This is a genomic window from Echinicola soli (assembly GCF_006575665.1).
In the GTDB taxonomy this organism is placed as follows: Bacteria; Bacteroidota; Bacteroidia; order Cytophagales; family Cyclobacteriaceae; genus Echinicola; species Echinicola soli.
Genome location: NZ_CP041253.1, coordinates 680,079 through 704,638 on the forward strand (window position 1 = coordinate 680,079; position 24,560 = coordinate 704,638).

The 24,560-nt window shown below is 44.6% G+C and carries 25 protein-coding genes; 5 read left to right on the plus strand and 20 right to left on the minus strand.

Annotation, left to right across the window (positions count from 1 at the left end; all coding sequences use genetic code 11):
• Positions 1-270: 270 nt before the first annotated feature.
• From hemH to FKX85_RS02965, 13 genes are all read right to left on the minus strand, one after another.
• Positions 271-1,302, minus strand: coding sequence for a ferrochelatase (gene hemH, locus FKX85_RS02905; protein ID WP_141613301.1), 1,032 nt, complete (start codon positions 1,300-1,302; stop codon positions 271-273).
• 722 nt (positions 1,303-2,024) lie between these two features.
• Positions 2,025-2,513: a DUF4168 domain-containing protein gene (locus FKX85_RS02910; RefSeq protein ID WP_229239744.1), complete on the minus strand. Its 489-nt coding sequence runs from the start codon at positions 2,511-2,513 to the stop codon at positions 2,025-2,027.
• A gap of 609 nt (positions 2,514-3,122) precedes the next feature.
• Entirely contained in the window at positions 3,123-3,428 is a 306-nt protein-coding gene (gene trxA, locus FKX85_RS02915) for a thioredoxin (RefSeq protein WP_141613303.1), read from the minus strand.
• A gap of 208 nt (positions 3,429-3,636) precedes the next feature.
• Positions 3,637-4,197 carry an OmpH family outer membrane protein gene (locus tag FKX85_RS02920; protein ID WP_141613304.1) on the minus strand — a complete coding sequence of 187 codons (561 nt, stop codon included), beginning with the start codon at positions 4,195-4,197 and terminating at the stop codon, positions 3,637-3,639.
• A gap of 19 nt (positions 4,198-4,216) precedes the next feature.
• Positions 4,217-4,756, minus strand: a complete 540-nt coding sequence (locus FKX85_RS02925; RefSeq protein ID WP_141613305.1) for an OmpH family outer membrane protein — start codon at positions 4,754-4,756, stop codon at positions 4,217-4,219.
• Positions 4,757-4,759: 3 nt separating this feature from the next.
• A complete protein-coding gene (locus FKX85_RS02930; protein WP_141616684.1) occupies positions 4,760-7,471 on the minus strand; it encodes a BamA/OMP85 family outer membrane protein in 2,712 nt (903 codons plus the stop codon).
• Positions 7,472-7,476: 5 nt separating this feature from the next.
• A complete protein-coding gene (locus tag FKX85_RS02935; protein ID WP_141613306.1) occupies positions 7,477-8,214 on the minus strand; it encodes an isoprenyl transferase in 738 nt (245 codons plus the stop codon).
• An 82-nt stretch (positions 8,215-8,296) separates the two neighbouring features.
• Entirely contained in the window at positions 8,297-9,040 is a 744-nt protein-coding gene (gene porG, locus FKX85_RS02940; RefSeq protein ID WP_449390384.1) for a type IX secretion system protein PorG, read from the minus strand.
• A 122-nt stretch (positions 9,041-9,162) separates the two neighbouring features.
• Positions 9,163-10,038 carry an NAD kinase gene (locus FKX85_RS02945; RefSeq protein WP_141613308.1) on the minus strand — a complete coding sequence of 292 codons (876 nt, stop codon included), beginning with the start codon at positions 10,036-10,038 and terminating at the stop codon, positions 9,163-9,165.
• A 10-nt stretch (positions 10,039-10,048) separates the two neighbouring features.
• On the minus strand, positions 10,049-10,714 hold the full coding sequence (locus FKX85_RS02950) for a CBS domain-containing protein (protein ID WP_141613309.1): 666 nt from the start codon (positions 10,712-10,714) through the stop codon (positions 10,049-10,051).
• 686 nt (positions 10,715-11,400) lie between these two features.
• Positions 11,401-11,970 (minus strand): anthranilate synthase component II, encoded by a 570-nt coding sequence (locus FKX85_RS02955; protein WP_141613310.1) that lies wholly within the window; start codon positions 11,968-11,970, stop codon positions 11,401-11,403.
• Positions 11,954-12,499, minus strand: a complete 546-nt coding sequence (locus tag FKX85_RS02960) for a CvpA family protein (RefSeq protein WP_141613311.1) — start codon at positions 12,497-12,499, stop codon at positions 11,954-11,956. Before FKX85_RS02960 ends, FKX85_RS02955 begins: the two co-directional genes overlap by 17 nt.
• 313 nt (positions 12,500-12,812) lie before the next feature.
• Positions 12,813-13,259 carry a GatB/YqeY domain-containing protein gene (locus tag FKX85_RS02965; protein WP_141613312.1) on the minus strand — a complete coding sequence of 149 codons (447 nt, stop codon included), beginning with the start codon at positions 13,257-13,259 and terminating at the stop codon, positions 12,813-12,815.
• Between the two features lie 63 nt (positions 13,260-13,322).
• Between FKX85_RS02965 and FKX85_RS02970 the strand changes: the two genes are divergently transcribed.
• From FKX85_RS02970 to FKX85_RS02985, 4 genes are all read left to right on the plus strand, one after another.
• Complete coding sequence (locus FKX85_RS02970) at positions 13,323-14,048, plus strand: pyridoxine 5'-phosphate synthase (protein WP_141613313.1); 726 nt, start codon at positions 13,323-13,325, stop codon at positions 14,046-14,048.
• 119 nt (positions 14,049-14,167) lie between these two features.
• Positions 14,168-14,929: an alpha/beta fold hydrolase gene (locus tag FKX85_RS02975; protein ID WP_141613314.1), complete on the plus strand. Its 762-nt coding sequence runs from the start codon at positions 14,168-14,170 to the stop codon at positions 14,927-14,929.
• Between the two features lie 104 nt (positions 14,930-15,033).
• A complete protein-coding gene (locus FKX85_RS02980) occupies positions 15,034-15,747 on the plus strand; it encodes an SAM-dependent methyltransferase (protein ID WP_141613315.1) in 714 nt (237 codons plus the stop codon).
• 100 nt (positions 15,748-15,847) lie between these two features.
• Complete coding sequence (locus tag FKX85_RS02985) at positions 15,848-16,564, plus strand: class I SAM-dependent methyltransferase (protein ID WP_141613316.1); 717 nt, start codon at positions 15,848-15,850, stop codon at positions 16,562-16,564.
• A gap of 101 nt (positions 16,565-16,665) precedes the next feature.
• Here the strand turns inward: FKX85_RS02985 and FKX85_RS02990 are convergent, their stop codons facing one another.
• The 6 genes from FKX85_RS02990 to lipB form a co-directional block, all read right to left on the minus strand.
• On the minus strand, positions 16,666-17,295 hold the full coding sequence (locus FKX85_RS02990; RefSeq protein WP_141613317.1) for a rhomboid family intramembrane serine protease: 630 nt from the start codon (positions 17,293-17,295) through the stop codon (positions 16,666-16,668).
• 36 nt (positions 17,296-17,331) lie between these two features.
• A complete protein-coding gene (locus FKX85_RS02995) occupies positions 17,332-18,324 on the minus strand; it encodes a polyprenyl synthetase family protein (RefSeq protein ID WP_141613318.1) in 993 nt (330 codons plus the stop codon).
• A complete protein-coding gene (gene rnr, locus FKX85_RS03000; RefSeq protein ID WP_141613319.1) occupies positions 18,311-20,485 on the minus strand; it encodes a ribonuclease R in 2,175 nt (724 codons plus the stop codon). The genes FKX85_RS02995 and rnr overlap by 14 nt, the downstream gene beginning before the upstream one ends.
• A 217-nt stretch (positions 20,486-20,702) precedes the next feature.
• Complete coding sequence (locus tag FKX85_RS03005; RefSeq protein WP_141613320.1) at positions 20,703-21,437, minus strand: 3'-5' exonuclease; 735 nt, start codon at positions 21,435-21,437, stop codon at positions 20,703-20,705.
• A gap of 8 nt (positions 21,438-21,445) precedes the next feature.
• Positions 21,446-21,847, minus strand: a complete 402-nt coding sequence (locus FKX85_RS03010; RefSeq protein WP_141613321.1) for a hypothetical protein — start codon at positions 21,845-21,847, stop codon at positions 21,446-21,448.
• A gap of 45 nt (positions 21,848-21,892) precedes the next feature.
• Positions 21,893-22,615 (minus strand): lipoyl(octanoyl) transferase LipB, encoded by a 723-nt coding sequence (lipB, locus tag FKX85_RS03015; RefSeq protein ID WP_141613322.1) that lies wholly within the window; start codon positions 22,613-22,615, stop codon positions 21,893-21,895.
• Between the two features lie 130 nt (positions 22,616-22,745).
• Between lipB and FKX85_RS03020 the strand changes: the two genes are divergently transcribed.
• Positions 22,746-23,102, plus strand: a complete 357-nt coding sequence (locus tag FKX85_RS03020) for a YraN family protein (protein WP_141613323.1) — start codon at positions 22,746-22,748, stop codon at positions 23,100-23,102.
• A 552-nt stretch (positions 23,103-23,654) separates the two neighbouring features.
• Here FKX85_RS03020 and FKX85_RS03025 read toward each other — a convergent pair.
• Complete coding sequence (locus FKX85_RS03025) at positions 23,655-24,518, minus strand: toxin-antitoxin system YwqK family antitoxin (RefSeq protein WP_141613324.1); 864 nt, start codon at positions 24,516-24,518, stop codon at positions 23,655-23,657.
• Between the last annotated feature and the right edge of the window lie 42 nt (positions 24,519-24,560).

Below are 24,560 nucleotides of genomic sequence, written 5' to 3' on the forward strand. Positions count from 1 at the left end.
AAGTACCTACAACCATTGGGACGCCAAAAAAATTCTTCTTTAACCGAAATTCTTCGACTTGGGATTATAGGTGGACAACAAAAATTCAAAAACCGTCACCCCGGTCGACCGGTGTCCCCGTATTACGGAAACAGATTGCTTCGTCACAAGCTCCCTGCCTATGACCGCAACTGGCTATGGTCCGGTGCCAAGCAGGATCGTACCAAAGGCATCCCGGTGTGGCAATGACAGTTTAATCCAATTTAATAGCCAAAACTCAGGTTAATAACATCAGTTCTGCTCCAACACCAGTGCCTTCACACAATCCACCCAGGTATCATGGGAGTTCAGGCAAGGCACCAAATCCCACTGCTGACCACCTTCTTCCTCAAAGACTTCTTTATATTCCTCTCCGACTTCCACTGTAGTCTCCAAGCAATCTGCCACAAAAGCGGGAGAAAAGGCCAGAACTTTTTTTGCCCCATTGCGGGCCAATTGCCGGATGGTATCTTCCGTATATGGCTGTATCCACGGATCCTTGCCCAGGCGGGACTGGAAAGCTGTATGAACTTTCTCCGCTGGTAAGCCTAGTTTATCGATCAATAGCCGTGTATTGTAAAAGCACTGTGCACGATAGCAGTATTGATTAGCAGGGGTCTGACGTGCACAGCATTTATCATTCAACTGGCAATAACCTTCACAAGAAGCCTTATTGATTTGCCTTTCCGGAATCCCATGGTAAGAAAACAGATAAGCATCATATTCTTCCTCTCCAATAAAATCAGCCGCAATGTCCTTCCAAGCTTGTAAATAAAGCGGGTGATCAACAAACCGTGGCACATAACTGATCGCAGGAATCACCTGCCATTCCTTCACGATTTCCATGACTTTATCGATCACCGACCCGTTCGTGGCAGAAGCATATTGTGGAAATAAGGGGAGGACAATGATTTTTTTTACACGTGCTTTTTGGAGCGCTTTTAGTCCCCGTTCGATGCTTGGGGATTGGTAACGCATCGCAATTTCTACATGGTACTTGGCTGTATCAAGTTTGTGTACGAGCTTATCCTTCAGATCTTCTGTGTGAAACAGCAATGGCGAACCACGATCTGTCCAAAGCTTCCGGTATTCCGCAGCAGATTTGGGCGCCCGAAATGGTGCTATAATACCGTTTACCAACAGCCAACGGGACAAAAAAGGAATATCAATAACCCGTCCATCCATTAAAAACTCCCTTAGGTACTTTCTCACATGTGGTACTGCCGTGCTGTCCGGCGTTCCTAAGTTAACCAGTAATACTCCAGTTTTTGCCTCTTTACTCATTGGTTTTGATCTCTTTACACGAATATACGTTTTCATGTCAGGAAAAGGATGTCCAGCAACCCAACAATGTCTCCCAATTGCCCGTAAATTCCTGAATTATGAATCCCGTATAATTTTTATGCTCATTAAAGCAAACCAAAAGTACGACCAATTGTTTCAAAATGCCAATGAATAAATCCACCTGCTCATAGACAACAGCTATCAGCAGTCTTAAGATCAAATATGAGGATTGAGCTCTAATTTAACGTGAGTTCGGGGTAAAGACTGTCATTCTGAGCCTGTCTGAAGTGTACATCCCTGATTAGTGTTGACCGGATTAATGATTGGGTTTAATTGTCAAACATAGTAATCATTGGTCTTTCAAACTCCTCCGGACTTTTGCTCATTATTGGTTATGACGGGTACTGCGCCCAGGCAGGGACTCAATATTTCTTAGCACCAGGGCAGAGGTCCGGTACTACCGCGTTTTAGCGTTGTCCCGCCGTCTCTGACGCGGGAGCACAAAGACTGAGTCTCCCGACTCAACCTAATATTTTTAATATCTGCATTTTTATTTTGCTCTTTTCCCCGATCTATCCCACCTAACCTCCCCGCCGTGTCGGGGAGCAGGTCTCTTTCTTCTTGGTCCTTTCATCTTTTGTCTATTAAGGCTTTACCTACTTCCAAAAAAAAAGCACCCGCCAGGCGGATGCTTTTTCAATCTATAATAAACACGTGATAACTTACTGCCCTTCCATTTTTTTGCTGATCAGTGTGTCCACCTTTGCCCGCACTTCTTGGCTTTGGTTATAGGCCATGGACATCTGCTGGAATTTCTGAACAGACAATTCATTGTCCTCGATCAAGCCCTCTGCTTTCGTCTGTATTTCTTTTTGGATTTCCATTACTTTCTGACCTGCTTTGTTAAACTTCCCAATCTCTTCAGGATCATCAGATGCGTCTGTCAACTTTCCTGTCTGCTGTGCCTGCATCAATTCTTGGAAGCGCTGTACGTCCAGTCCCTCTTCCTTGATCGCATCCATCATTTTCCCTTGGACTTCCTGCTGTACAGGAATCAGTTCTGCATTGATAGCCACAAATTTGTCGTATTCATCATTAGTGAAATCTGATGCTTTGGGAGCATCTTGAGGCGCTTGTGGTGAAATCTGCTGTGCATGCAGACCTAGCCCCATCAATAACAACAATGCTGAAAATAAACTTACCTTTTTCATTTGCTTGAAATTAATCATAATCGGTTGGTTTTTCATTTTACAATTTTCAAGGTACAAAAACTTCTACCCTTTGCCATAAAAACGAAAATTGAGATGTTAAATTATCCTAAAAAAGCAAAATAATACAAAAAAATCATAAATTTCAAATAAGAACCTAGTGCTTAGGCCTTTGCCACAAAGGCAACAAGTCTCTAAGTTTTTCCAAAGGCTGAAAGCCTAACTTACCAATTCATTCGTGTAAAAAAATTTATAGAACACCCAACCAATCTTTATATAAATGCCCTTACAGGGCGTTAGATGTATTGGATCGTACAATTTCACCCAAAGCGATTCATTGGGCTGGCATGAACCACCCGTTCAGGGTTCGATTTATTATCAATAATCTTGAACTGCGCACCGTGGTCAGTGAACTGAATACTAATATTCACCACTTTTAGTATTTAACCGTAAAAGCACAGCATCTGTTGGCCGAGGACCATAAACTACAACCCAATAACCAAACTCCAATCCTTCTTCCTTTGCCACAAAGGTACCAAGCCATTAAGTTTTGCCGAATCCCAAAGGCTAAAAGCCTTTCATTACCTTAATCCCAGACAACGCCTTGGGACATCAAACAAAACCCTTAAGTTGCTGCAAAAGCTCCCGCTTGGTCATCAACCCTCCCTTTCTCCACAGGATCTTTCCGCGCTTAAAAAGTATAAAATGGGGGATCGACCTCACCGCAAAGTGGTATGTCGCTTGTTGATTTTTGTCAATGTTTATTTTCAGTATTTTGACCTTACCACCAAGTTCTTTGGAGACTTCTTCCAGTAATGGAGACATCGTTTGGCAAGGCCCACACCAATCGGCATAAAAGTCCACCAACAACGGAACATCGGATTGCTGGATGATATCTTTAAATTTCTTCTTTGCCATAATCAAGATCTTTAATGAAATCTACAATTTAACAAGACGCTAAATATTGCTGCCACTAAGGCGCGAAGACACTAAGCTTTTTTTACTGGACACTAAAACCTAAGCCAACAACAACATCTTCGTGACTTGGTGACTTCGTGGCCTTCATTTCTTTAAAACAAAAAAAGCCCGGAAAACCCGGGCTCTTTGTTTCTAATGTCTCTACTGATTACTGAGGAAGGTCAGCATTTTCAGGCATTTGCTCAGGAAGTTCGATCCCCAATTTAGCTGCTACCAGTTCCGTAAACTTATCCGCTTCTTTGGTATAAAGCAGCACGGGAGATTGACCGGCAGTCTCCGACAAGATATGCGTATAATTATTTTCTGCTGCAACGGCGTTGATGGCATTAAATACCTTTGTTTGTACCGGCTCCAGCAGTTCGCTAAGCTTTCTCTGATAAGAAGTCTGCGCATCTTGCTCGTATTTGGCTACCTCATCTCTCAATTTGGTCAATTCCTGCTCTTTGGTAGCTCTGGCTTCTTCAGTCATGGTTTGCATGGCTTGCTGATAAGACTGTACTTCTCTTTGGAAGTTTTGTGTTTTTGTCTGTACGTTGGTTTGCAATTGCTTGCCATAATCCTGCATGTCGGCGTCGATCTGCTGCATCTCCGGCATCAGGCTCATCAGTACCTCCACATTCGTATAGCCAATTTTGATATCTTGCTGGGCTTTTGCCACAAAGCTCAAACAAAATAAAGCAACGGCTGATAAGATAATTCTCACTTTCATAATCTGTTGTTTAATTAAGTTATTTGTTTTCTTCTGTTTCCGTATTTTCGTCTATCCCCAATTCATCAATGACAAAATCAGAATAGTCATGGACGGGATCGGTATAGATCATGGACAAATCGGCAGCCTTGTCAAACATAATAGCGATGCCATTTCTTTTTGACACTTTGTCAATGGCATCGAAAATCTTTGACTGCAGGGGCTTCATCAGCTCATCCTGCTTCTGGTAGTATTCGCCATTGATGCCAAAGACCCTCGTATTATAGTTGCTGGCGGCTTTTTCTTGCTGTCGGATGTCCTCCATCCGCTCTTTGTACATATCCTCGGTCAGCAAGACTTCCTCCGCTTTCAGGGCATTGTACATTTCCTTGATCTCGTTCTCCAAATTCTGTGCCTCTTTTTTCCATGCTGATGCCTGCTTCTTAAGCTCTTCCTGGACGACTTTATAGTCCGGATGCTTGTTTAGGATGTATTCTGAGTCCACAAACCCTATTTTTTGGGCTTGTACCACAGATGCAGTCATCATCAGAAAAAATACTATTTTAAGACACTTTAACATTTCTTACCTGAATTGTTGACCAATGGTAAAGTGGAACATCCCTCCACTAGGCTGATAGGTACCAGGCGCAGCATCGAAGCCATAGCCCCAGTCGATCCCCAGCAGTCCGAAGGCCGGCATAAAGATCCTGGCACCAAACCCTGCTGACTTTTTCAAGTCATACGGGTTAAACTCCGCATAGTCACCCCAGTTGTTACCCGCTTCGGCAAAGCCCAATAGGAAGATGGTAGCCGATGGGTTGGGCGATACCAAGTAACGCAGTTCCATCACGTATTTGTTATAGACAATACCACCATACGGATCTGCCCCTTCTATCCCCCTGGTATTCCTACCTGGCGTCAACACCTGGTTTTCATACCCTCTCAGACCGATAATATCTTGTCCTAAGGAGAAGTTATTGAAAGTCATACCGTCACCCCCCATTACAAAGCGTTCTACTGGGATCATCCCCACTTTCTTGCTGTAGGATCCAAGAAAGCCCATATGCGTCCTTGCACTGACCACGAATTTACTGGAGCCAAATATAGGTGTATAAAATTTGGCATCAAACATCCATTTATGATATTCCAGCCATCTATACTTCTCCTGATCGGGGGAATCTTCTGTGATATTCTTGTTCAGCGAAGCATAAGGTGGTGTGAAGTTTACCCCCAAGGAAATATTGGATCCCATTCTAGGATAAATCGGGCTATCCACGTTTGATCGTGAAACGGTAGTATTAAAGACAAAGCTCTTCAGTCTTCCTGTTGGGAAGCTCAGTCCGAAACTGGTTCCGTATTGGTCAAATTCATATACCTGATACTGCAGGGAATTACTGATACTGAAGTAATCATCCGGCCAGGTCACCCGCTTGGCAAGGCCAACAGTAATACCGGTAATCTTGAAGAACCCTAGTTCATTACCAAAATTGGACTGGTTATAGATATCGATCTGTCGCTGCACAGAGTGGTTAAGACTTACGCTGAGGGCATTGGGTTTTTTGCCGCCAAACCAAGGTTCAGTAAAAGAGAAGCTATAGTTCTGGAAACTTTTACCATTGGCCTGGACCCTTAGGCTAAGCTTCTGGCCATCGCCCACCGGAAGTGGTCGCCACTTAGAAAAATCCCCGATATTTCGCACGGAGAAATTATTAAACACCAGACCTACGGTACCAACGAAGCCATAAAAGCCTCCCCAACCACCGGACAATTCAATCTGGTCATTTGGACGCTCTTCCAGCTGGAATACGATATCCACTGTCGCATCCTCAAAATTAGGCCTCAAGTCAGGATTGATCGTTTCTGGATCGAAGTACCCAATCTGCGAAAGTTCCCGAATCGTCCTTACCAATAAAGATCGATCAAATTTCTGTCCGGGAAGGATCCTGATTTCACGCATGACCACGTGATCGGATGTCCGCTCATTTCCTTCGATCGACACACTGTTTACGGTCACTTGTGGTCCCTCGAAGATCCGCATTTCGATATCGATGCTATCTGCAGCCACATTCACCTCTACCGGATCAATCTGGAAAAACAGGTAGCCATCATCTTGGTATAGCGAACTGATATCATCTCCCTTGGTAGGGTCATAGTTCAATCGCTTGTCCAAAAGCTCTTTATTATAGGTGTCCCCCGATTGAATCCCTAATTTTGCCAGGAGTTCAGCATCATCATGGATATAGTTACCCGTAAAGGAAATATTTCTATAATAGTATTTTCTGCCTTCTTCTAGGTCAATATCGATATTGACGGTTCGCTCATCAAAGTTGTAAACCGAATCGGCCAGGATTTCTGCGTCACGATAACCTTTGGTCTGGTAGAAGTTAATGACATTATCCTTATCGTTTCGGTACTCCTTCTTGTTGAACTTAGAGCTGTTGAAGAAATTTAGCTTGAAATTCTTGTTGATGTAGGTTTTCACCTCTTCATCAGTCACCGGATTACGGTGGGCGATGCTATTGCCTACCTTTTCGGCATCGGCATTTTTAAGTCTTTCGAAGACATCCTTAAAGATCCATACACGAGCATGCTCATTGGTCTTTTTCATCTTCTTTTTGAGCTTGCCGTCGGTGATTTCCTCATTTCCAGTGATGGCGATCTCATTGATTTTGACCTTGGACTTTTTGTCCACCTCAAAACGTAGTTTCACACTGTTTGGAAAAGAAGTGTCCCTTTCCTGGATGATTTTCACCTCCGTATTCAGGTAACCCTTCTCTACGAAATAATTGGTAATTTTTCTTTTGGAGGAATTCAGTACATCTTCACGGACCACACGTCCCCGAATCTGTACTTTGTCACGCAATTCGCTTTCCTGGGTGGAAGTCACTCCCAAAAATTCCACTATACTGAATCGCGGGCGTTCTGTCAGGTCCAGCAGTAGGTAAATTTCATCTCCTTCTATCTTGGTGACCAAGATCTTCACATCCCCGATGATCCCCTGTTGCCAGAGTTTTTTCAACGCATCGGAAACGGCATCTCCTGGCACGCTGATCTCATCGCCGACTTTCAGGCCGGAAAGGGAGATAATAGCTGTCTCATCCAAGGTGGAAAGCCCCACGGCCTTGATCTCTGCTATTTTATATTTCTTTGGCTGTGCATAGTTCAGCTCAAGAATATCGATAGGCTTTTGTGCGGAATAACGACTCTGCCCCAGTCTAATCTGGGCCTGCGTGACACCGGTAATCCCGATAAGCATCGGGAGGAATAAGCATATTACAAGTAAGCTCCTTCTCATTAATCTCATGATTTTATCTGGGCACCCGTTTTGCCAAAGCGTCTTTCTCTACGTTGATAATCCGCGACAGCTTCCATCAGGTGCTCTTTTCTAAAGTCCGGCCATAATACCTCTGTAAAATACAGTTCAGTATAGGCCAATTGCCAAAGCAGAAAATTACTGATCCTCAGCTCACCACTGGTCCTGATCAGGAGTTCCGGATCGGGATAGTCTTTGGTCAGCAGGTGATCGGCGATCATATCTTCTGTGATCTCATCTACATCAATTTCTTTGTCAGCTACTTTTTTGGCAATGTCTTTTACGGTATTGGTGATCTCCCATCTTCCACTGTAGCTCAGTGCCAGGATCAAGGTCAAGCCTGTATTTCCTGAAGTTTGTTCGATGGCTTCTTTAAGTTTTGTTTTTCCCCTTGAAGGCAGCATGTCCATATCGCCCACGAGGGTGAGCTTCACATTATCCTTCATCAGGTTAGGCACCTGGTCTGTCAGGGTTTTCACCAGCAGCTCCATGATGGCCTTTACCTCGAGTTTTGGTCTGGACCAGTTTTCTGTGGAAAATGTGTAAAGCGTCAAATACGCTACGCCCAAGTCATTGGCTCCTGTAATGGTCTCCCGCACGGCAGTGATGGCATTTCTGTGGCCAAATACACGCTTGGCACCCTTGCCCTGCGCCCACCGACCGTTACCATCCATGATTACAGCAATGTGCTTGGGAATCCTTTCCTTGTCTATCGCTTCCTTCATTCCAGTTTTATCCGAGCTTAATTTTTTTGGAGGTACAAAAATGCTATTTCTTTTTTAATATTCTATCCCCGATGCCAATTAATTAATAATTAAAGCATTCGATCTTGTGGAAGGAGTAACTGAGCGTTACGCCTAAAAAATAATACCAGTCCTTGTCCGCCTTGTTTCCATAGTTTGCACCATAGGGCAACGGGTAGGCGTCCGGGTCATCCGGAAGGGGTGTATCAGGATCAAGTGGAAACCGCGGCAAATAGGTGTCGTTTGGCTCGATCTTGTCCAAAAAGTCTGATAGGGTAGGCCTAAAACCAAACTCCACGGATAAAAACATCCGCTCTTTCAATTGATATTTCACACCTAAACCAAAGGGAATCACTGGCGTGGACAAGGAGTAATCACCCTCATCATTTGGAGGGATTTCCCCTTCATAAGATCGCCCTTCTCCGAAGAACATCGTATATCCTATCCCAAAGAAACCATATGGGGAATATCTCACCGGAGAATGCGGAGCCAGGTAATCGAGAAAATGATATTCCATCATGATATGCCCTTCTACCAACAGTCCTTTGAAATAAGCATTCCGCGCTTGGGCCATTGCATCCAGTGGTCTTACACTGTCCGCAGCATTTAAGCCGGACAAGGCTATCCCATACCGTAAACTCCAAACATTGTCAAATTTTCGTCTGCCAAACAACGTGCCTTGAAGTCCAATCTGGGAGGGATCCAATCTCCGGATAATATCTCCGGAATACGTCGCCACTCCTAGACCTAAGCCATATTCACTGGTCTTTTGTGCGTATCCTTGTCCAGCCGAAATTGACATAAACATCAAAATCAGAAGGGAATGACACAATAACTGAAAATTGACTTTTTTCAAGACGCTGCAATTTATAAAGTACTCAACGAATAAAAAACCCTGCCCAGTATTCTCCGGGTTAATTTATGTTAAAACTAATTTCTCATATCAAAGCCCCAATTCAGCTTTTTCCGCAAGGTATCAAAGAAGCTGTAATCGTGGAACTTAACCAATCTCGCCACAAATTTTTCCCGCTTGACCTTTAGCTTCACGGAAGCATCCACCGCCGTAGACCGGGAGTCCAATGATATCAAAAACTTCTTGCTTCTTCCTTCTATTGAAAAGGTGATTTCACTTTCCTCTGACACGATCATGGGCCTCACGTTCAAATTATGTGGGCTCACCGGTGTAATGACAAAGTTCTTTGCCGAAGGCGATATCAACGGCCCCCCACAACTAAGGGAATAGCCTGTGGAGCCTGTGGGAGTCGCGACTATCAGTCCATCCGCCCAGTAGCTGTTCAGGTACTCCCCATCAATATAGGTATGCACGATGATCATGGATGAAGTATCACGCTTATGAATCGTAAACTCGTTAAGGCCGTAAGGAACGCCGTTAAAAAGCTTCTGATCTGCCTCCAGGTGAATTAATATCCTGTCCTGAATGGTAAAATCCCCATCGAATAGCACCTGAACAGCCTTCTCCACATCCTCCTTCGCGATGGTGGCCAAGAATCCCATTCTGCCGGTATTGATTCCTACGATGGGCACTTCATACTCTCCCACCAGTGACACTGTATCCAGCAATGTACCGTCACCGCCCACAGAAATCACAAAGTCCATATCTGCAAGCTCATTCCGATCACCCAATACAGTGAATCCGGTAGCCTTTGCCCCGGATTTCATAAAATATTTTGAAAATGTCTCCGTCAGGAACAGATCGGTTCCGTGACCGTGCAGCACATCTATCAACTTCTCTATATATGGCACAAATTCCTTTTGAAAACTTATACCATGAATGGTTATCTTCATTTGTTTCCCGTTAGATATTTAAAAATCTCATCAGGTTATCCAGACGGTCTTGCTCTTTGTTTTCGTCCATTTCTTCCTGATAATGATCGATCACCTTGTACCCAAACCGCTCCAAGGTGGCCTTGATGTGCCGAAGTTCGGTTTTATCTACTTTTAACACCACTTTTATTTTACTTTCATCCAAGGGATCACTGGTTAAAAAGCTGCTCAGTACTTTAGCATTTTCAGACTCGATTACCCGGGCTATCTCATAGAGGCTGTAATCTGTCATAAACATGGACAGCACTAACACCCCGCCCTGCGCTTGAATGGACAAGGTATCCGCGAAGGCGGCTATGGCGTCCTCTAGCGTGACCACACCATGATAAATATGGTCACTATCCACCACGGCCACCATATTGCTTTGGAATTCTGAAGATACGCGGAGCACATCGTAGATATGCTTGTCCTTCAGCACAAAACAGCCTTCCGACTCTAATGGAACATCCGCCACAGGGATATCTTCTCTATTGATATTATAGATCATTTCATCGGTGACCAAGCCCCTGAACATCCCCTCCTCCACAACAGGCAATACATCCGTACGGATTTCTTCCATCCATGACAAAGCCATCTTCGTTTTATCAGTGAGTTTTAATGGGGGAATCATGTTGTTGATAAATTCGTACGCCTGCATATTTTAAAGATATTAAATAGTATCCATTTATTAAAACGTAAAAAGAATATACCTCGTCCAGCTATTGGTGTTTTTTATTTTCCCTGAATTCAACGTACGAGGTATAATGTACGAATTACCAAGGTTTGATTTTTTGGCCACGGATATATGGATACTTTTTAAGTATTCTTCAAAAACCGTCATTGCAGGCCTGTCTGAAGCCAAAGGCAGGCCTGTCTGAAGCCAAAGGCGGGCCTGTCTGAAGCCAGGCAGGCCTGTCTGAAGCCAAAGGCGGGCCTGTCTGAAGCCAAAGGCGAGCCTGTCTGAAGCCAGGCAGAGAGGAACGATGAGGCAGTCTCGTCCTAAGAGCAGGAGATTGCTTCACACCGTTGCTCTGCGTTCGCAATAAGGTTACCGACATGTCATGCCCATCTTTCGTACACAATGTACTTCCCTGATTATAGTTGACCGGATTAATTATTGGATTTCATTGTCAAACATAGTAACAACTGGTCTTTCCCTGGATGAAAGTTTTGACCAATTCCTTTCAAACTCCTCTGGATTTTTGCTCATTTTTGCTTTAACGAGAGCTGCAACCATCCATAACGAATTGTGCTTCTCTGCTCCGATCTACCCCACCTAACCTCCCCGTCGCCGCGGGGAGGAATTTGTCTCATATCTCAAGTCTCACATCTTGATACTATATACTAAAGTTTCACACAATTCCTTGCCCAGTTTTTGATCAATTCGACACCATACTCACTCAGATACGCTTCGGGATGAAATTGAATCCCTACAATAGGGAGCGTTCGGTGGGCCATGGCCATCAATTCGTGCTGGGCTGTTTCCAGCAATGGCTCCAAACAAGTTGGTAAATCCCTCAACTCCAAAGAATGATACCTTGTCACCATAAATCGATCGGGCAAGTCTTTCAGCAAGGGGTGGTCAGTAAGTTTGATAACGGGATATACCTTGCCATGCACCGGACGAGTACCTTTAACCAACTTTGCCCCAAAGAACTCTCCAATACACTGATGCCCCAAACACACGCCCATCACAGGCAGCTTATCGTGAAAATACTCAAAAATGCCCTGGAGATTACCTGCCCTTGATGGCGTCTCTGGCCCTGGAGAAAGAATCACTCCAGCATATTTTTTTTCTTTTAACAGTGCCAGCGGCGTGTCATTCCTGACGATGTCCAGATCAAAACCAGCCTGTCTAAAGTAATCAGCCAGGATATGTGAAAAAGAATCAAAATTATCAATTAGTAACAGCATCCTGCGATTTTTTTACCAGTTCATTGATCCGTCCCACGGCATCCTGAATGGCTGGCGTAATGGTTCCTACAGCATCAATCACCAATGGTGCAAAAGGCTCCAAGACCCCAAAAAGAGAACTCTTCTCCAATTCTTCTTGAGGCATCTCCATTCCAAAGGAGTCGGCCGCCCAAATCAGTAGGCTAAGCATAAAGCCCCATTTCAGCAAACCTAGAATAGCCCCCGCAAAATTATCAAAAGTCCCTAAAATGGTCAGGTCCAAGGTTTTCTTGACCAGAAAAGCCAAAATCCGTATCGTAATGGTCACTAACAAAAATATGATCAAAAAGGAGATAAAGGGCAGCATGAAAGTCAGGCTCTCCACGCGCGCCGCCAAAAGATCTGCCCCCCAATGCATAAACTTAAAAGCAAATACAATCCCAATAATAAAAGCCACAATAGATAATATGCCAATAAACAGTCCTTGCTTATAGCCACTATATGCCCCTATGGCCAATAAAATCAGTATAATTATATCGATTGTATTCAAATAAATACCTTTAACTACCTATTTTATCGAATTCTACAATGCCCAATACTTGTCACAAGTAATTTGCAGATTTACGATCTTTTTGTAGTGTTTAATACTATTTTTTTAGCTTACCCATTGGGCGAGTTGCTTCGTTTTCTTAGAGGGTAATCCCATAACATTATTTTAAAGGGGGGCATCAATTATGTTCCACTATTGATTTACCCTGTTCTCAATGTTTAGCTCTTCATCTCTTTTCCTTAGATGAAAAGAAACGAAGCAAGGAAAAAGACACAGCAATGCTTTCCTTTTAATGGCTTTAGACTTCCACGCTCTACGTCAAAAGCTGCTTTACTTTCTGTGAGATCAACTTACCATCAGCCTTCCCAGCCAGTTTCTTGGTAGCAGTGCCCATCACTTTGCCCATGTCTTTTGGCCCTTCAGCGCCCACTTCAGCAATAATGGCTTTCAGTTCGCCTTCAAGCTCTTCTTCGCTGAGTTGCTTTGGCAAAAATTCATTGATGATATCCAGCTCTGATTGCTCGGTAGCTGCCAAATCTTCACGCCCCTGCTGCTCGTAAATCTCCAGTGAATCCCTGCGCTGCTTGGCCGCTTTGGTCAAAAGTTTCATCTCTTCATCCTCGGTCATTCCTTTTTCTGCACCCTTGGTCTCTTCCAGCATGATCATGGACTTAATGGACCGCAAAGCACGCAAACGGTCTTTGTCCTTGGCACGCATAGCATTCTTGATCTCGGTTTCTATACTTTGCTTTAAACTCATTATCTTTATGTTTATGATATTTAAGGTGTAATTTTGAACAAAATTAGAGCATAATTTAATAAAATGACCAAACTCAGCGTAAATATTAACAAGATCGCCACCATCAGAAATGCCCGTGGCGGGAACAATCCAGATGTGGTCAAGGTCGCCTTGGATGCTGAAAAATTCGGTTCTCAAGGCATCACTGTACACCCTAGGCCGGACGAAAGGCACATTCGCTATGACGATGTCATGAAGCTCAAGGATGTCGTTACCACCGAATTTAATATCGAAGGCTATCCTGACAAACGTTTTATGGAAATAATTCGGCTGGTGCGACCTGCGCAGGCAACTTTGGTACCTGACCCACCCCATGTGCTCACTTCCAATACCGGCTGGGACACCATCGCCCATCAAGAGGAGCTAAAAGATATCATTGCTGAATTGCACCAATACGGTACACGCACTTCTATTTTCATCAATCCTGACAAAAAATACTTCGAACCGGCCAAACTCACGGGAACCGACAGAGTGGAGCTTTACACCGAGCCTTACGCCAGTCATTTCCATAAAAACAAACAGGAGGCCGTAAAACCCTACGTAGAAGTAGCCAAAATAGCCAAAGAACTTGGACTTGGCCTCAATGCCGGACATGACCTGGACCTGGACAACCTCCGCTTTCTCAAGGAAAGCATCCCTTTCTTAGACGAAGTATCCATTGGCCATGCGCTGATCTGCGATGCACTTTATTACGGACTGGAAAACACCATCCAAATGTACCGAAGGCAGTTGGAAATGGATGAAGAATAACCAGTAATGAGTATTGAGTCGTGAGAAACTAAAGCAGTTTTACCGAGGGCTGTGCCCCGATACAAAGTAAAGTTGAGCTTTTAGCTCGACAGTAAAACAATTCGACAAAAAACTACAGCATGAAACTAAACTATAAGAAAGTAGGTCAAGGCAAACCGCTGATCATTCTGCATGGACTTTTTGGCTCGGCTGACAACTGGCTCAGTGTCGCCAAGGAACTGGAAGAAGATTATACCATGTACCTCCTGGACCAGCGAAACCATGGCGACTCGCCCAAAAGTGATGAATGGAGCTATAAAGGAATGGTCGACGACCTGGCTGCATTTATGACTTCCCAAGGATTGGAAGCTGCCTATATCATGGGGCATTCCATGGGGGGAAAAACGGCCATGAACTTTGCACTAAAACACCCCAACAAAGTCCAAAAACTCATCATTGCGGACATTGCGCCACGATATTATCCTCCACACCACCAAAATATCCTGGCAGGACTAAATGCCATCGACATGGAATCCCTCAAGTCCAGAAAGGAGGCCGATGAAACCCTTGCCGAGCATATCCCTGAAGCAGGGGTAAGGCAATTTCTCATGAAAAGCCTGGGCAGGGATGAAAACCGCAAATTCGTATGGAAGATCAACCTTCCTGTCATCACCGAAAAGATCGAAAATGTCGGTGAAGGAATCGACAGCGACAAGGCCTATGATGGCCCGACCCTTTTTATGCGTGGTGCCAATTCTGATTATATCCAAGACAAGGACAAGGAAGATCTGGAAAAATATTTTCCAGAACACAAACTGATCACCATTAAAAACGCCGGCCATTGGCTCCATGCCGAGCAGCCCGGTGCCGTAGTGGAGACCGTCAAAGCATTTCTGGGATAAGAGACCATACCGGTGCTACCTCATACATCACCATCCGTGTTTTTCTGCAATATCCGGGAGAAATACCCCCTGACCGAGACAATACACACCATTAACCACTGATTATGAAAAAAGGAAAACTCTATCTGATCCCCAATGTTTTGGCAGAAGGCACATGCCAGGAGATCATCAGTCCCCAAGTAAAAGAGGTCATTCGTCATACTGCTTACTTTTTGGCTGAAAACCTCCGTACAGCCAGAAGGTACATTTCCAGCCTGAAGCTTGGACTGACGATCGAAGAGTTGCAGTTTGAGGTGTTGGATAAAAAGACCAAGGCCACCAATATGCCTCAATTGCTCCAGCCGATCTTTGACGGCCAGGACATAGGCATCATCTCGGAGGCCGGCTGTCCGGGGATCGCAGATCCGGGCGCAGTAGCCGTGGCATTTGCCCACCAAAACAACATCCAAGTAGTGCCACTTTCAGGACCTTCTTCCATGTTCATGGCGCTGATGGGCGCAGGATTCAATGGGCAGTCGTTTACCTTTCATGGCTATCTTCCCATTGACAAAAAAGCCCGTATACAGGCCATCAAAACCCTGGAAAGTGAGTCATCCCAGTACCGACGGACGCAACTTTTTATGGAAACCCCCTTCCGCAATAACCACCTGCTGGAAGACCTGAAAACCCACCTCCATCCCAACACCAAACTCTGCATCGCCAAAAACCTAACCGCCAAGGACGAATTTATCCAAACCAAAACGGTAGCTGAATGGCGAAAAATAAAAATTGACCTCCATAAAATCCCCACGGTTTTTGTACTGGACACGAATTATTGAGGTTGTGAGGCTAAAAGGTTTGAAGGTTTAACCCGAATTTAGCCTATCTATTGCAACCTGAAAGTGCTTCAAAACATCTATCAAAGTTTAACCGCAAATCATGACAACCAAATCAACCTTATCAGAAATTGAAAAGCGGTTCGACAACGATGTTGATCGATTTTCCGATCTCGAAACCGGCCAGGCTTCCACTGTGGATGCCCTTTTCAACTTGGAATTGATCACAGATGGCATCGCCCAGCTGTACCCGGATCTGACCCAACTTTTGGACATCGGATGCGGAGCGGGGAATTACACCGTAAAACTCTTGTCAAAGCTCAATGCTGCCACAAATGTCACCTTGGCAGACCTTAGCCAGCCCATGCTGGATCGGGCAAAAGAGAGAAGTGCTCCGCTCACTGATGGCGAAGTGACCACCACTAAAGGAGATTTTAGAAGTTTACCCTTAAAAGAAAACGCTTATGAAGTCATCATCGCCACGGCCGTATTGCATCACCTAAGGGATGATGAGGATTGGGAAACAGCCTTTGCCAAACTACATCGCCTATTAAAGCCGGACGGAAGCTTGTGGGTCTTTGATTTGGTCGCCCATAATGACACAAAAATCCAGGATTTTCTGTACCGGCAAAAATACGGACAGTTCTTAACCAACCTGAAAGATGAAAATTACCGTGATCATGTATTCGATTATATCGAAAAGGAAGACAGTCCAAGAAGCATCCTCTACCAGACCGATCTGCTTCGAAAAGTAGGCTTTCGCTCAGTGGAAATAATACACAAGCACCTTTGTTTCACCTCCTATGTGGCCTTCAAATAATCACACCGAAATCTGATGATCTAAACCACCGCTTGGTCTGAGTCAGGAGACTCCGACCCAAAGTCTATAGACTTTTTTCAAAACATCAGCGATCCATCCACTTAAAACAGGCTAAAATTCTTCACCTGATCGATAAAGTGCAGTCCACTTTCCGGTGATAGCACCAATATAAATACTATCCCAAATAAGGCCCCGTACAAATGGGCATCATGATTAATGCTGTCATTTTCCTGTTTGCTCTTGATGGCCGAATAGCCCAAGAACAGAATCCCCAGAATAAACCCGGGGAGGCACAGCAAACCGAAAAGACAAATATCAGCCATCGGCATAAGGATGATGCTGGCAAAAACCGCAGCAGCAGTTCCACCAGAAGCCCCTAAGGCCTGATAATGGGAATTATTCTTATGTTTGAGAAAAGTAGGGATATCTGCAATCACAATCGCTGCCACGTAAAACGCCACAAAAACAACGATGCCCACCATTCCCCCAAAACGATAGGTTAAATATTGCTCCACTAGCCTCCCAAAAAAGTAAAAGGTAATCATATTGAACAGCAAGTGCATGCCATCTTTGTGAATAAACCCAGAAAGGACAAAACGATCATATTGACCTTTTTGCTTTATTTGGTAAGGATTAAACATGCTTCTGGATAAGAAGGTATAATTCTTCCAGGCATAAAATGAGCTAAGGGCTGTGATGATGATGATCAGTACGGTTGCGGATAATTGCATTTCAAAAACTATTGGAAGGTGAACAATGCCGGGAAATTACTTTTCCCGGTCGATTAGATTTTGGGTCAGCTCTTTAAGTGCCGCCAATACTTCTGGCTTTTTGATCTCCAGGGCACTCAGCTGGGCAAACCCCTGCCGGAAATAACTTTCCATTTTTGTCTCAGCGATCTGCTTTATCCCCAAGGCATCATAAATGGCCGTAACCTTTTCCACCTTCTCCTCTTGGTCAAAATCATCTTTGCTCAACCAACTTTCCAGTTGTTGTTTTTCTTCTCCCGTGGCCAGTTCCCTGGCTTTGATCAGCAAAAAAGTCTTCTTGTTTGCCAAAATATCTCCGCCCACTTGCTTGCCAAATTTGGCCTTGTCCGCATACACATCCAGCAAATCGTCCTTCAGCTGAAACCCAATCCCCACATTAACGCCAAACTCATACAGGTGCCGGGAATCTTCCAGTGAAGCACCGCCCAGAATGGCACCATATTGCAAAGCAAAGCCCAACAACACCGCGGTCTTTTGCCTGATCATCTCCAGGTATTCCGGCTCAGAAACATGTCCCCGGGTTTCAAAATTCATATCATGCTGCTGCCCTTCGCAGACTTCGGCGGCGGTTTGGTTAAAAAGCCGGAGGCACACGGCCAATTTATCCTCCGGAACATGCAATAACATATCATACACCTTTACCAACATCACATCACCAGAGAGAATTGCCGTATTGGTGTCCCACTTTTTATGGACAGTAGTCTTTCCCCTTCTCAGGGGAGCCTCATCCATGATATCATCATGCACTAGGGTGAAATTATGAAAAACCTCCACCGCTGCTGCCGGGGTAAGGATTTTTTCATAATCATCCCGATAAAGGGAATATGCCAATAAGGTCAGCAGCGGCCTGATGCGCTTCCCGCCAAGCCCCATGATATAGGCAATAGGATCATAAAGCTCCTGTGGATTGTTACCAAAAGAATACGCTCCTATGTGCTTTTCCAGCTGTACCACCAGCTCATGGCTGAGGTTGGTTTTAGTCGTTGTCATCTGCAAATTCCAAATCTATGGTTCTTCTGTCTATATCCGTGTTCGTTACACGGACCCTTACCTGGTCTCCCAGCGTAATCATTTTTTTATTTTTTGCCCCAATCAGGCGCATGTTTTTCTCATCAAACTCGTAATAATCGTCCTCCAAATCCTGCAGCCTGATCATCCCTTCACATTTGGTCTCGGTGATTTCTACAAAAATCCCCCATTCGGTGACACCTGAGATGATGCCATCGTAGGCTTTGTCTTCGGCCAGGGACATAAATTCCACCTGTTTGTACTTAATAGAGGCCCTTTCGGCATCCGCAGCCCGTTTTTCACGCTCGCTGGAATGGATACACTTATCCTCCCAAGCTTCCTTATCGGCAGATTTACCACCATCCAGGTAATGCTGCAACAGACGATGCACCATCATATCCGGGTACCTTCGGATCGGAGAGGTAAAGTGGGTATAGTGCTTAAACGCCAATCCAAAGTGCCCTTTTGGCTCTGTGGTGTAGCGGGCTTTAGCCATACTCCTGATCGCTAGTTGCTCCAGCAGGTTCTGCTCTGGCTTACCTTCGATTTCTCCCATGAGCTTGTTCAAGGTGGAAGCGACACGAGTCTCTTCCGTCATGGAAACCTCATGGCCAAACTTTTTGGCGAAGTTCGCAAAAGTCTCCAAGCGTTCCAAGTCCGGATGGTCATGTGTTCTGTAAACAAAGGTATCATCGCCTTTGTTTTTATTAAATACAAATTCTGCCACCGCCTTATTGGCCAAAAGCATATACTCCTCGATCATTTTGTGGATATCCTTCCGCTCTTTTACCATGAGGCCAAGCGGTGTTCCCCGCTCGTCTAACTTAAACTTGACTTCCACGGTCTCAAAATTGATGGCGCCATGCTGGAACCTACGCTTACGGATCTTTTTGGCGAGGTTGTTCAGCAAGGTAAGCTCGGAATAAAAATCCCCTTCCTGCTTGTCTATATTTTCCTGTGCTTCTTCATAAGCAAACCTCCTGTCCGAGTGGATAATGGTTCGGCCAATCCAATGTTTTAGCACCTGCCCATCTTCATCCATTTCAAATACACAGGAAAACGTCAGCTTATCCTCATTGGGACGAAGAGAGCAAAGCCCATTGCTTAGCCGCTCTGGCAGCATGGGAATGGTCCGATCCACCAAATACACCGAGGTGGCCCGATCATACGCCTCCTTCTCCAAGTTGGTGTTGGGTTTCACATAATGGGTCACATCGGCGATGTGTACCCCCATTTCTATATTTCCATTGGGCAGACGCTGGTAGGATATCGCATCATCAAAATCCTTGGCATCCGCCGGGTCAATGGTGAAGGTGGTCACATCCCTGAAATCCTTTCTGGATTTGATTTCTGTTTTGGGAATCTTTTCGGAAATGGCTTCTGCCTCCTTCACGATTTCCTCTGGATATTCGAAAGGTAAACCAAACTCCGCCATGATGGAGTGAATTTCCACTTCATGCTCCCCTGCTTCACCGAGCACCTGCATCACCTTACCAGTTGGATTTTTATCTTCCTCCCGCCAATCAGTGATCTTGACCACTACTTTTTGGTTATGCTCGGCACCATTCAGGTCTGATTTACGAATGAAAATATCATGGTGCATCTTTTTGAAATCAGACACCACAAATGCAAATCGGGGGGAAATCTCCACACGACCGACAAATTCCTCGCGTGCTCGCTTGACGACCTCCAGCACCCTACCTTCCCGTTTTTGGCCGGGATGCTTGGGTGGATTTACCATCACGCGGACTTTGTCGTCATCCAGGGCATTTTTCATATCACGTGCCTTTACCAAAATATCCTCCTCATCCTTTCCCTTATTGTCCGGTACTACAAATGCAAACCGTGCATTAACAAAATCTACCGTTCCTTCGATAAAATCAGGTGTCTTGGTGGATGCAAAATGGTTTCGGGGATTTTTGGAGACACTACCAGCAGCCATCAGTTTGTTCAATACCGGCTCTACACCACCTTTGGTGATCTTGTCCCTGATGTTCAATTTCCTGATAATCTGCTTTAGCGAATATTCCTCACCATAGTGGCTATCCAAAAAATTGAGAATCCGCTCAGCCAGCTGGGCAGCATTATCGATTTTGCCCGGCTTGCCCTTGCCTTTTCCTTGTTTTCTTGATCTTTTGCTCATAAAAATTCTTTGTTTTCTTTGGCAGGTAGCTACCTGCTTTAAATCTCTTTTGGTGCCATACGTCTTTGCTGTTTTGTGACGCTTTGGCTATTTACTCTTTCTGACCGCCTCTTTATCTTAAAGACATTAAAACTTAGGTGATTGTTTTGTAAGCTTGGCGGATTTCAGATGAATTTACACATTAATTGGTTCTAATCACCATAACCTCATATTGGGCTTACCCTTCATTTTCGACGGAATGGATTATATTGATCTTCATGTCACCCGGGAGCCCTTGATAAGCCAAGTAAATTCTTGCAGTCACTTCTACATCTTTCAGACAGTAAGTGGCGATGGCCTTAAGGTCTCTTTGCTTATAGAAAACGGTATTGACCTCACTGCCGTCGATATTGTCCTTAGAACTCGGAATGTCAAAGATAGCCGCCAGCAGTTCTAATCTGGTATAATGCTTATAATCTCCAAACTTCCACAGTTCCAATGTGTCCAGATGCCTGATTTCCCATGGCTTTTTACCCGCCATTTGGAGCACTTCCGGTAAGGGCACTTTATTGATCAGCAACCTCCTGCAAAGATAGGGAAAGTCAAACTCTTTGCCGTTATGGGCGCAGAGTGTCCAGTGCTTTTTTTCAAGGATTTCTCTCAGCTCCAACAGTGTATCGTGCTCCTCTTCATGGGCGATGGCCTTGGTACGGAACTGCAGCTGGTCTTGGTCGGGATCATAAAGGAAATAGCCAAGTCCTACACAAACTACCCTTCCGAATTCAGCATATATACCCGCTTTCTCGAAATAAAGTTCCTCCGTACTTATATTGTTTTCATTGGACAGATGGCTTGATTTCTTGGCCCACTCTTCTTGCAGCCTTGGTGACAGGGCATCAATATGCCCCGTTAAAGAAGCTGTTTCGATGTCCAAAAATAAAATATCCTTCAAGTCACTCAAAAAATCTGCCATAGTCCAATTCAGGGATGTAAAACGCCTTCTAGGTCGAGCGCCGGAATATGTTGGATGTTTTTTTCGTCCATGCTGCCCTCCACGAAGACAAATTTCTTATCAAATATCTGATCCAATATATAATAACTTACCCAGAATTCATTATTCAGCACAAACAATTTAGGGTCAATGGGTTCGATCTTAGCAATACTCTCCGAGCCCAGTTCTTCGATCATATGTCTTAGTGTAGAAGTCTTGGTTTCTTCACCATTGAGCATGCCATACCCCTTGGAGGTTACCATCAGGTTCTTAAGCTCAATCAGGTTGTGGTTTATGATATATACGCCCCACTCCGTATTACCATTTACTTCCTCTCTGGCAATGGCCAGTTTCACTCCGGTGACCGGATGAAAATCAATATCTTTTTTCATGTAATTCCTCGAACATTTAAACCTTACTACTTTTAAACCTATAGGCTATGAATCTTCCCACTCCATCTCAAACAAATTGGCCAGGTGTTGCTTCACTTTTACCTTCACCTCTTCCTCATCCACCGGTCTCCCGAGCTCAAGGTGTAAGGAGGTCACGGCCTTGTCAGCAATGCCACAGGGAACGATATTACCGAAATAAGAAAGGTCGGCATTGACATTAAAAGCAAACCCGTGCATGGTCACCCATCTGCTGGATTTTACACCCAAAGCACAGATTTTCCGGGGATTAAGGCGCTCCTTATGGTCCAGCCAGACACCAGTAAGCCCTTCGATCCTTCCGGCCTCCACCCCATACTCTGCCAAGGTAAGTATGATCGCTTCTTCCAAATAGCGAAGGTATTTGTGGATATCCGTGAAGAAATTATCCAGGTCCAACAGCGGATAGCCCACCAGCTGCCCCGGACCATGATAGGTGATATCACCACCCCTGTTGATCTTATAGAATGTAGCATCTTTCCCGGCCAGCTGTGCTTCATCCAAAAGCAAGTGAGAAAGCTCCCCGCTCTTTCCCAAAGTGTACACATGGGGATGCTCCACAAAGAGCAGGTAATTGGTGGTAACCTGCTGATCTTTCAGCCCTTTTTTTCGATTTTCGATCTTAGTGGCCACGATCTCAGCAAAAAGCAACTCCTGATAATCCCAGGTCTCTTTATAGTCTTTCTTGCCTAAATCGATAAATTTTACTTTTTTATTAATAAAATGATTCACAACGGGTTCCTTCCAATGATTTATGGTGATCAACACCATTTTTTGACGATGGGTTCTATTTTTTGGCAATCCGCCCTTAACTGATCACGGTACCAAAACTTAACGTTTGACAAAATTAACAAAAAATATCATGGCACAGCACAATACAACAGGAAGCGATGCTGAAGGATTCGCAGCTGATTTTTTGATTTCCAAACACTACACCCTCTTGGAGAAAAACTACCGGCACAAACATGCGGAAATTGACCTGATCATGGAGCATCGGGGGCTACTGATTTTCGTGGAAGTAAAATTCCGTAGCGGAACGGGCTTTGGCTATGCGGAGGAATTTGTTGATTACAAAAAACGACAACTGATTATCAGGGCTGCCGACCATTACATTCACGAAAAAGGCTGGCATAAAGACATCCGTTTTGATATTGTCGGTGTCTACAAGGACAAGAAAGGTACAGTCAGGTTTAAGCATTTTGAAGATGCTTTTTACTAGTAAGCGGAGACTGAAGGAAGAGGGTTGCAAATCCCCACTGGTTTCAGTTCGGTGTTTCCCCAAAGGTACCCTCGGCGGCGGATAAATCCCAAACAGCCTGACGACAACAAGGTGATCTTGGTATCACTCTTTATGGCGCTAGACAGGCGCTCCGAGGTTGGCGATTCCATACATCTTGCCAACTCCGCTCAAGGCCTGTTACATCCTGAGTTTAATTGACACTTTTTTATTAATTCTTCCTTAATTACTTGCCATGGGCATTAGCGAAAAGGAAATAACAATGGTGCAGCCCTCGCCGCTAATGCCAAACTGCTACGCTTCATCTATTGCCAAGGGTGAAACCCATGTCCGCGGAGGCGGATTTCATCCCTACAGGGTTATAGCATGGCACATCTATTTCTATTATCATTCCTTTTACTATTTTGCCGTCCCTCCTGCACTTGATATTTCTTTATTCCCGTGTCTCACATCTCATGTCTCAATACTCACATCTCGGCTACTTAATACTTCTTATCTAACTCATGGGAGGAGAATCATCGTATTTCAAGCCCATTATCGTCCAGCCTGATAAATCAGCTGTCCATCAGCATTCCACTCGGCTTTGATATAAGGCCTGAAATTCTTGGTAAAAGGCTCGTCTTGGTATTGGATTTCGCGCTTGCGAATGGTCTTTCCACCATCGGTATTCCAGTATTCTGTCCATAGGCCCACTTTCTCACCATAACGGTATTCACCCATAACGGCCAACTGACCATTTTCATAAAAATGGAAAAAGTTACCTTCCTTCAGCTCATACTCCACCGGGATGACTTTCTCAATTTGTTGTTCGCCCTTGTTGTAATAAGTCACCCTGGAATCCTTCGGCCACCCTTCATAATAATGCCCCTTGTTCAGCAGGATGTTTTTTTGGTCAAAGGTCATCCAGCGCTCATGCTTGGTACCAAAATAAAACATCCCTTTCTCCACCACGGCATCATCAATGCGCCTTTCATAAGGGCCATGCAGCAAATACCCTCTTTCGGGATTGAATCCTTTAGTCCTGATCACATCATCTTTGGTATCCAACCAATACACATCCCTCACGTAAGGATTGACCATTTTATTTCTGGCAGTATAGTGAAACAGCTGATAATGGGTCTTTCCTCTGGCATCCACACGTATAAAGTCCTTGCGGGTGCGCTCGCCATAATAGATGTTTTTCTTCTGCTTTTTCCGCTTCTTTTTCTTCGCTTCTTTTCTTTTCTCATCGTCAAAAAGAAGAATGGGAGCGGTAGTAGGCAGTAGCATGCTCTCCACGACCCCTGAGGAGTCCGCTGCAGGCGATACCGACGACAGAGAATCAAAACGCTGCGCCTTTAGGACGCTGACCTTGACCAATAAAAGAAGTAGGATGAGGTATTTTTTCATGCCAAGCATATGCTAAACACTGGACTATTTTTAATGGTAACGTTTTAAATG

Coding starts and splice junctions, on each gene's coding strand:
- hemH (WP_141613301.1), bottom strand. CDS start 1,302: ATGAGTAAAGAGGCAAAAACTGGAGTATTACTGGTTAACTTAGGAACG.
- FKX85_RS02910 (WP_229239744.1), bottom strand. CDS start 2,513: ATGAAAAAGGTAAGTTTATTTTCAGCATTGTTGTTATTGATGGGGCTA.
- trxA (WP_141613303.1), bottom strand. CDS start 3,428: ATGGCAAAGAAGAAATTTAAAGATATCATCCAGCAATCCGATGTTCCG.
- FKX85_RS02920 (WP_141613304.1), bottom strand. CDS start 4,197: ATGAAAGTGAGAATTATCTTATCAGCCGTTGCTTTATTTTGTTTGAGC.
- FKX85_RS02925 (WP_141613305.1), bottom strand. CDS start 4,756: ATGTTAAAGTGTCTTAAAATAGTATTTTTTCTGATGATGACTGCATCT.
- FKX85_RS02930 (WP_141616684.1), bottom strand. CDS start 7,471: ATGAGAAGGAGCTTACTTGTAATATGCTTATTCCTCCCGATGCTTATC.
- FKX85_RS02935 (WP_141613306.1), bottom strand. CDS start 8,214: ATGAAGGAAGCGATAGACAAGGAAAGGATTCCCAAGCACATTGCTGTA.
- porG (WP_449390384.1), bottom strand. CDS start 9,040: ATGTTTATGTCAATTTCGGCTGGACAAGGATACGCACAAAAGACCAGT.
- FKX85_RS02945 (WP_141613308.1), bottom strand. CDS start 10,038: ATGAAGATAACCATTCATGGTATAAGTTTTCAAAAGGAATTTGTGCCA.
- FKX85_RS02950 (WP_141613309.1), bottom strand. CDS start 10,714: ATGCAGGCGTACGAATTTATCAACAACATGATTCCCCCATTAAAACTC.
- FKX85_RS02955 (WP_141613310.1), bottom strand. CDS start 11,970: ATGCTGTTACTAATTGATAATTTTGATTCTTTTTCACATATCCTGGCT.
- FKX85_RS02965 (WP_141613312.1), bottom strand. CDS start 13,259: ATGAGTTTAAAGCAAAGTATAGAAACCGAGATCAAGAATGCTATGCGT.
- FKX85_RS02970 (WP_141613313.1), top strand. CDS start 13,323: ATGACCAAACTCAGCGTAAATATTAACAAGATCGCCACCATCAGAAAT.
- FKX85_RS02975 (WP_141613314.1), top strand. CDS start 14,168: ATGAAACTAAACTATAAGAAAGTAGGTCAAGGCAAACCGCTGATCATT.
- FKX85_RS02980 (WP_141613315.1), top strand. CDS start 15,034: ATGAAAAAAGGAAAACTCTATCTGATCCCCAATGTTTTGGCAGAAGGC.
- FKX85_RS02985 (WP_141613316.1), top strand. CDS start 15,848: ATGACAACCAAATCAACCTTATCAGAAATTGAAAAGCGGTTCGACAAC.
- FKX85_RS02990 (WP_141613317.1), bottom strand. CDS start 17,295: ATGCAATTATCCGCAACCGTACTGATCATCATCATCACAGCCCTTAGC.
- FKX85_RS02995 (WP_141613318.1), bottom strand. CDS start 18,324: ATGACAACGACTAAAACCAACCTCAGCCATGAGCTGGTGGTACAGCTG.
- rnr (WP_141613319.1), bottom strand. CDS start 20,485: ATGAGCAAAAGATCAAGAAAACAAGGAAAAGGCAAGGGCAAGCCGGGC.
- FKX85_RS03005 (WP_141613320.1), bottom strand. CDS start 21,437: ATGGCAGATTTTTTGAGTGACTTGAAGGATATTTTATTTTTGGACATC.
- FKX85_RS03010 (WP_141613321.1), bottom strand. CDS start 21,847: ATGAAAAAAGATATTGATTTTCATCCGGTCACCGGAGTGAAACTGGCC.
- FKX85_RS03020 (WP_141613323.1), top strand. CDS start 22,746: ATGGCACAGCACAATACAACAGGAAGCGATGCTGAAGGATTCGCAGCT.
- FKX85_RS03025 (WP_141613324.1), bottom strand. CDS start 24,518: ATGCTTGGCATGAAAAAATACCTCATCCTACTTCTTTTATTGGTCAAG.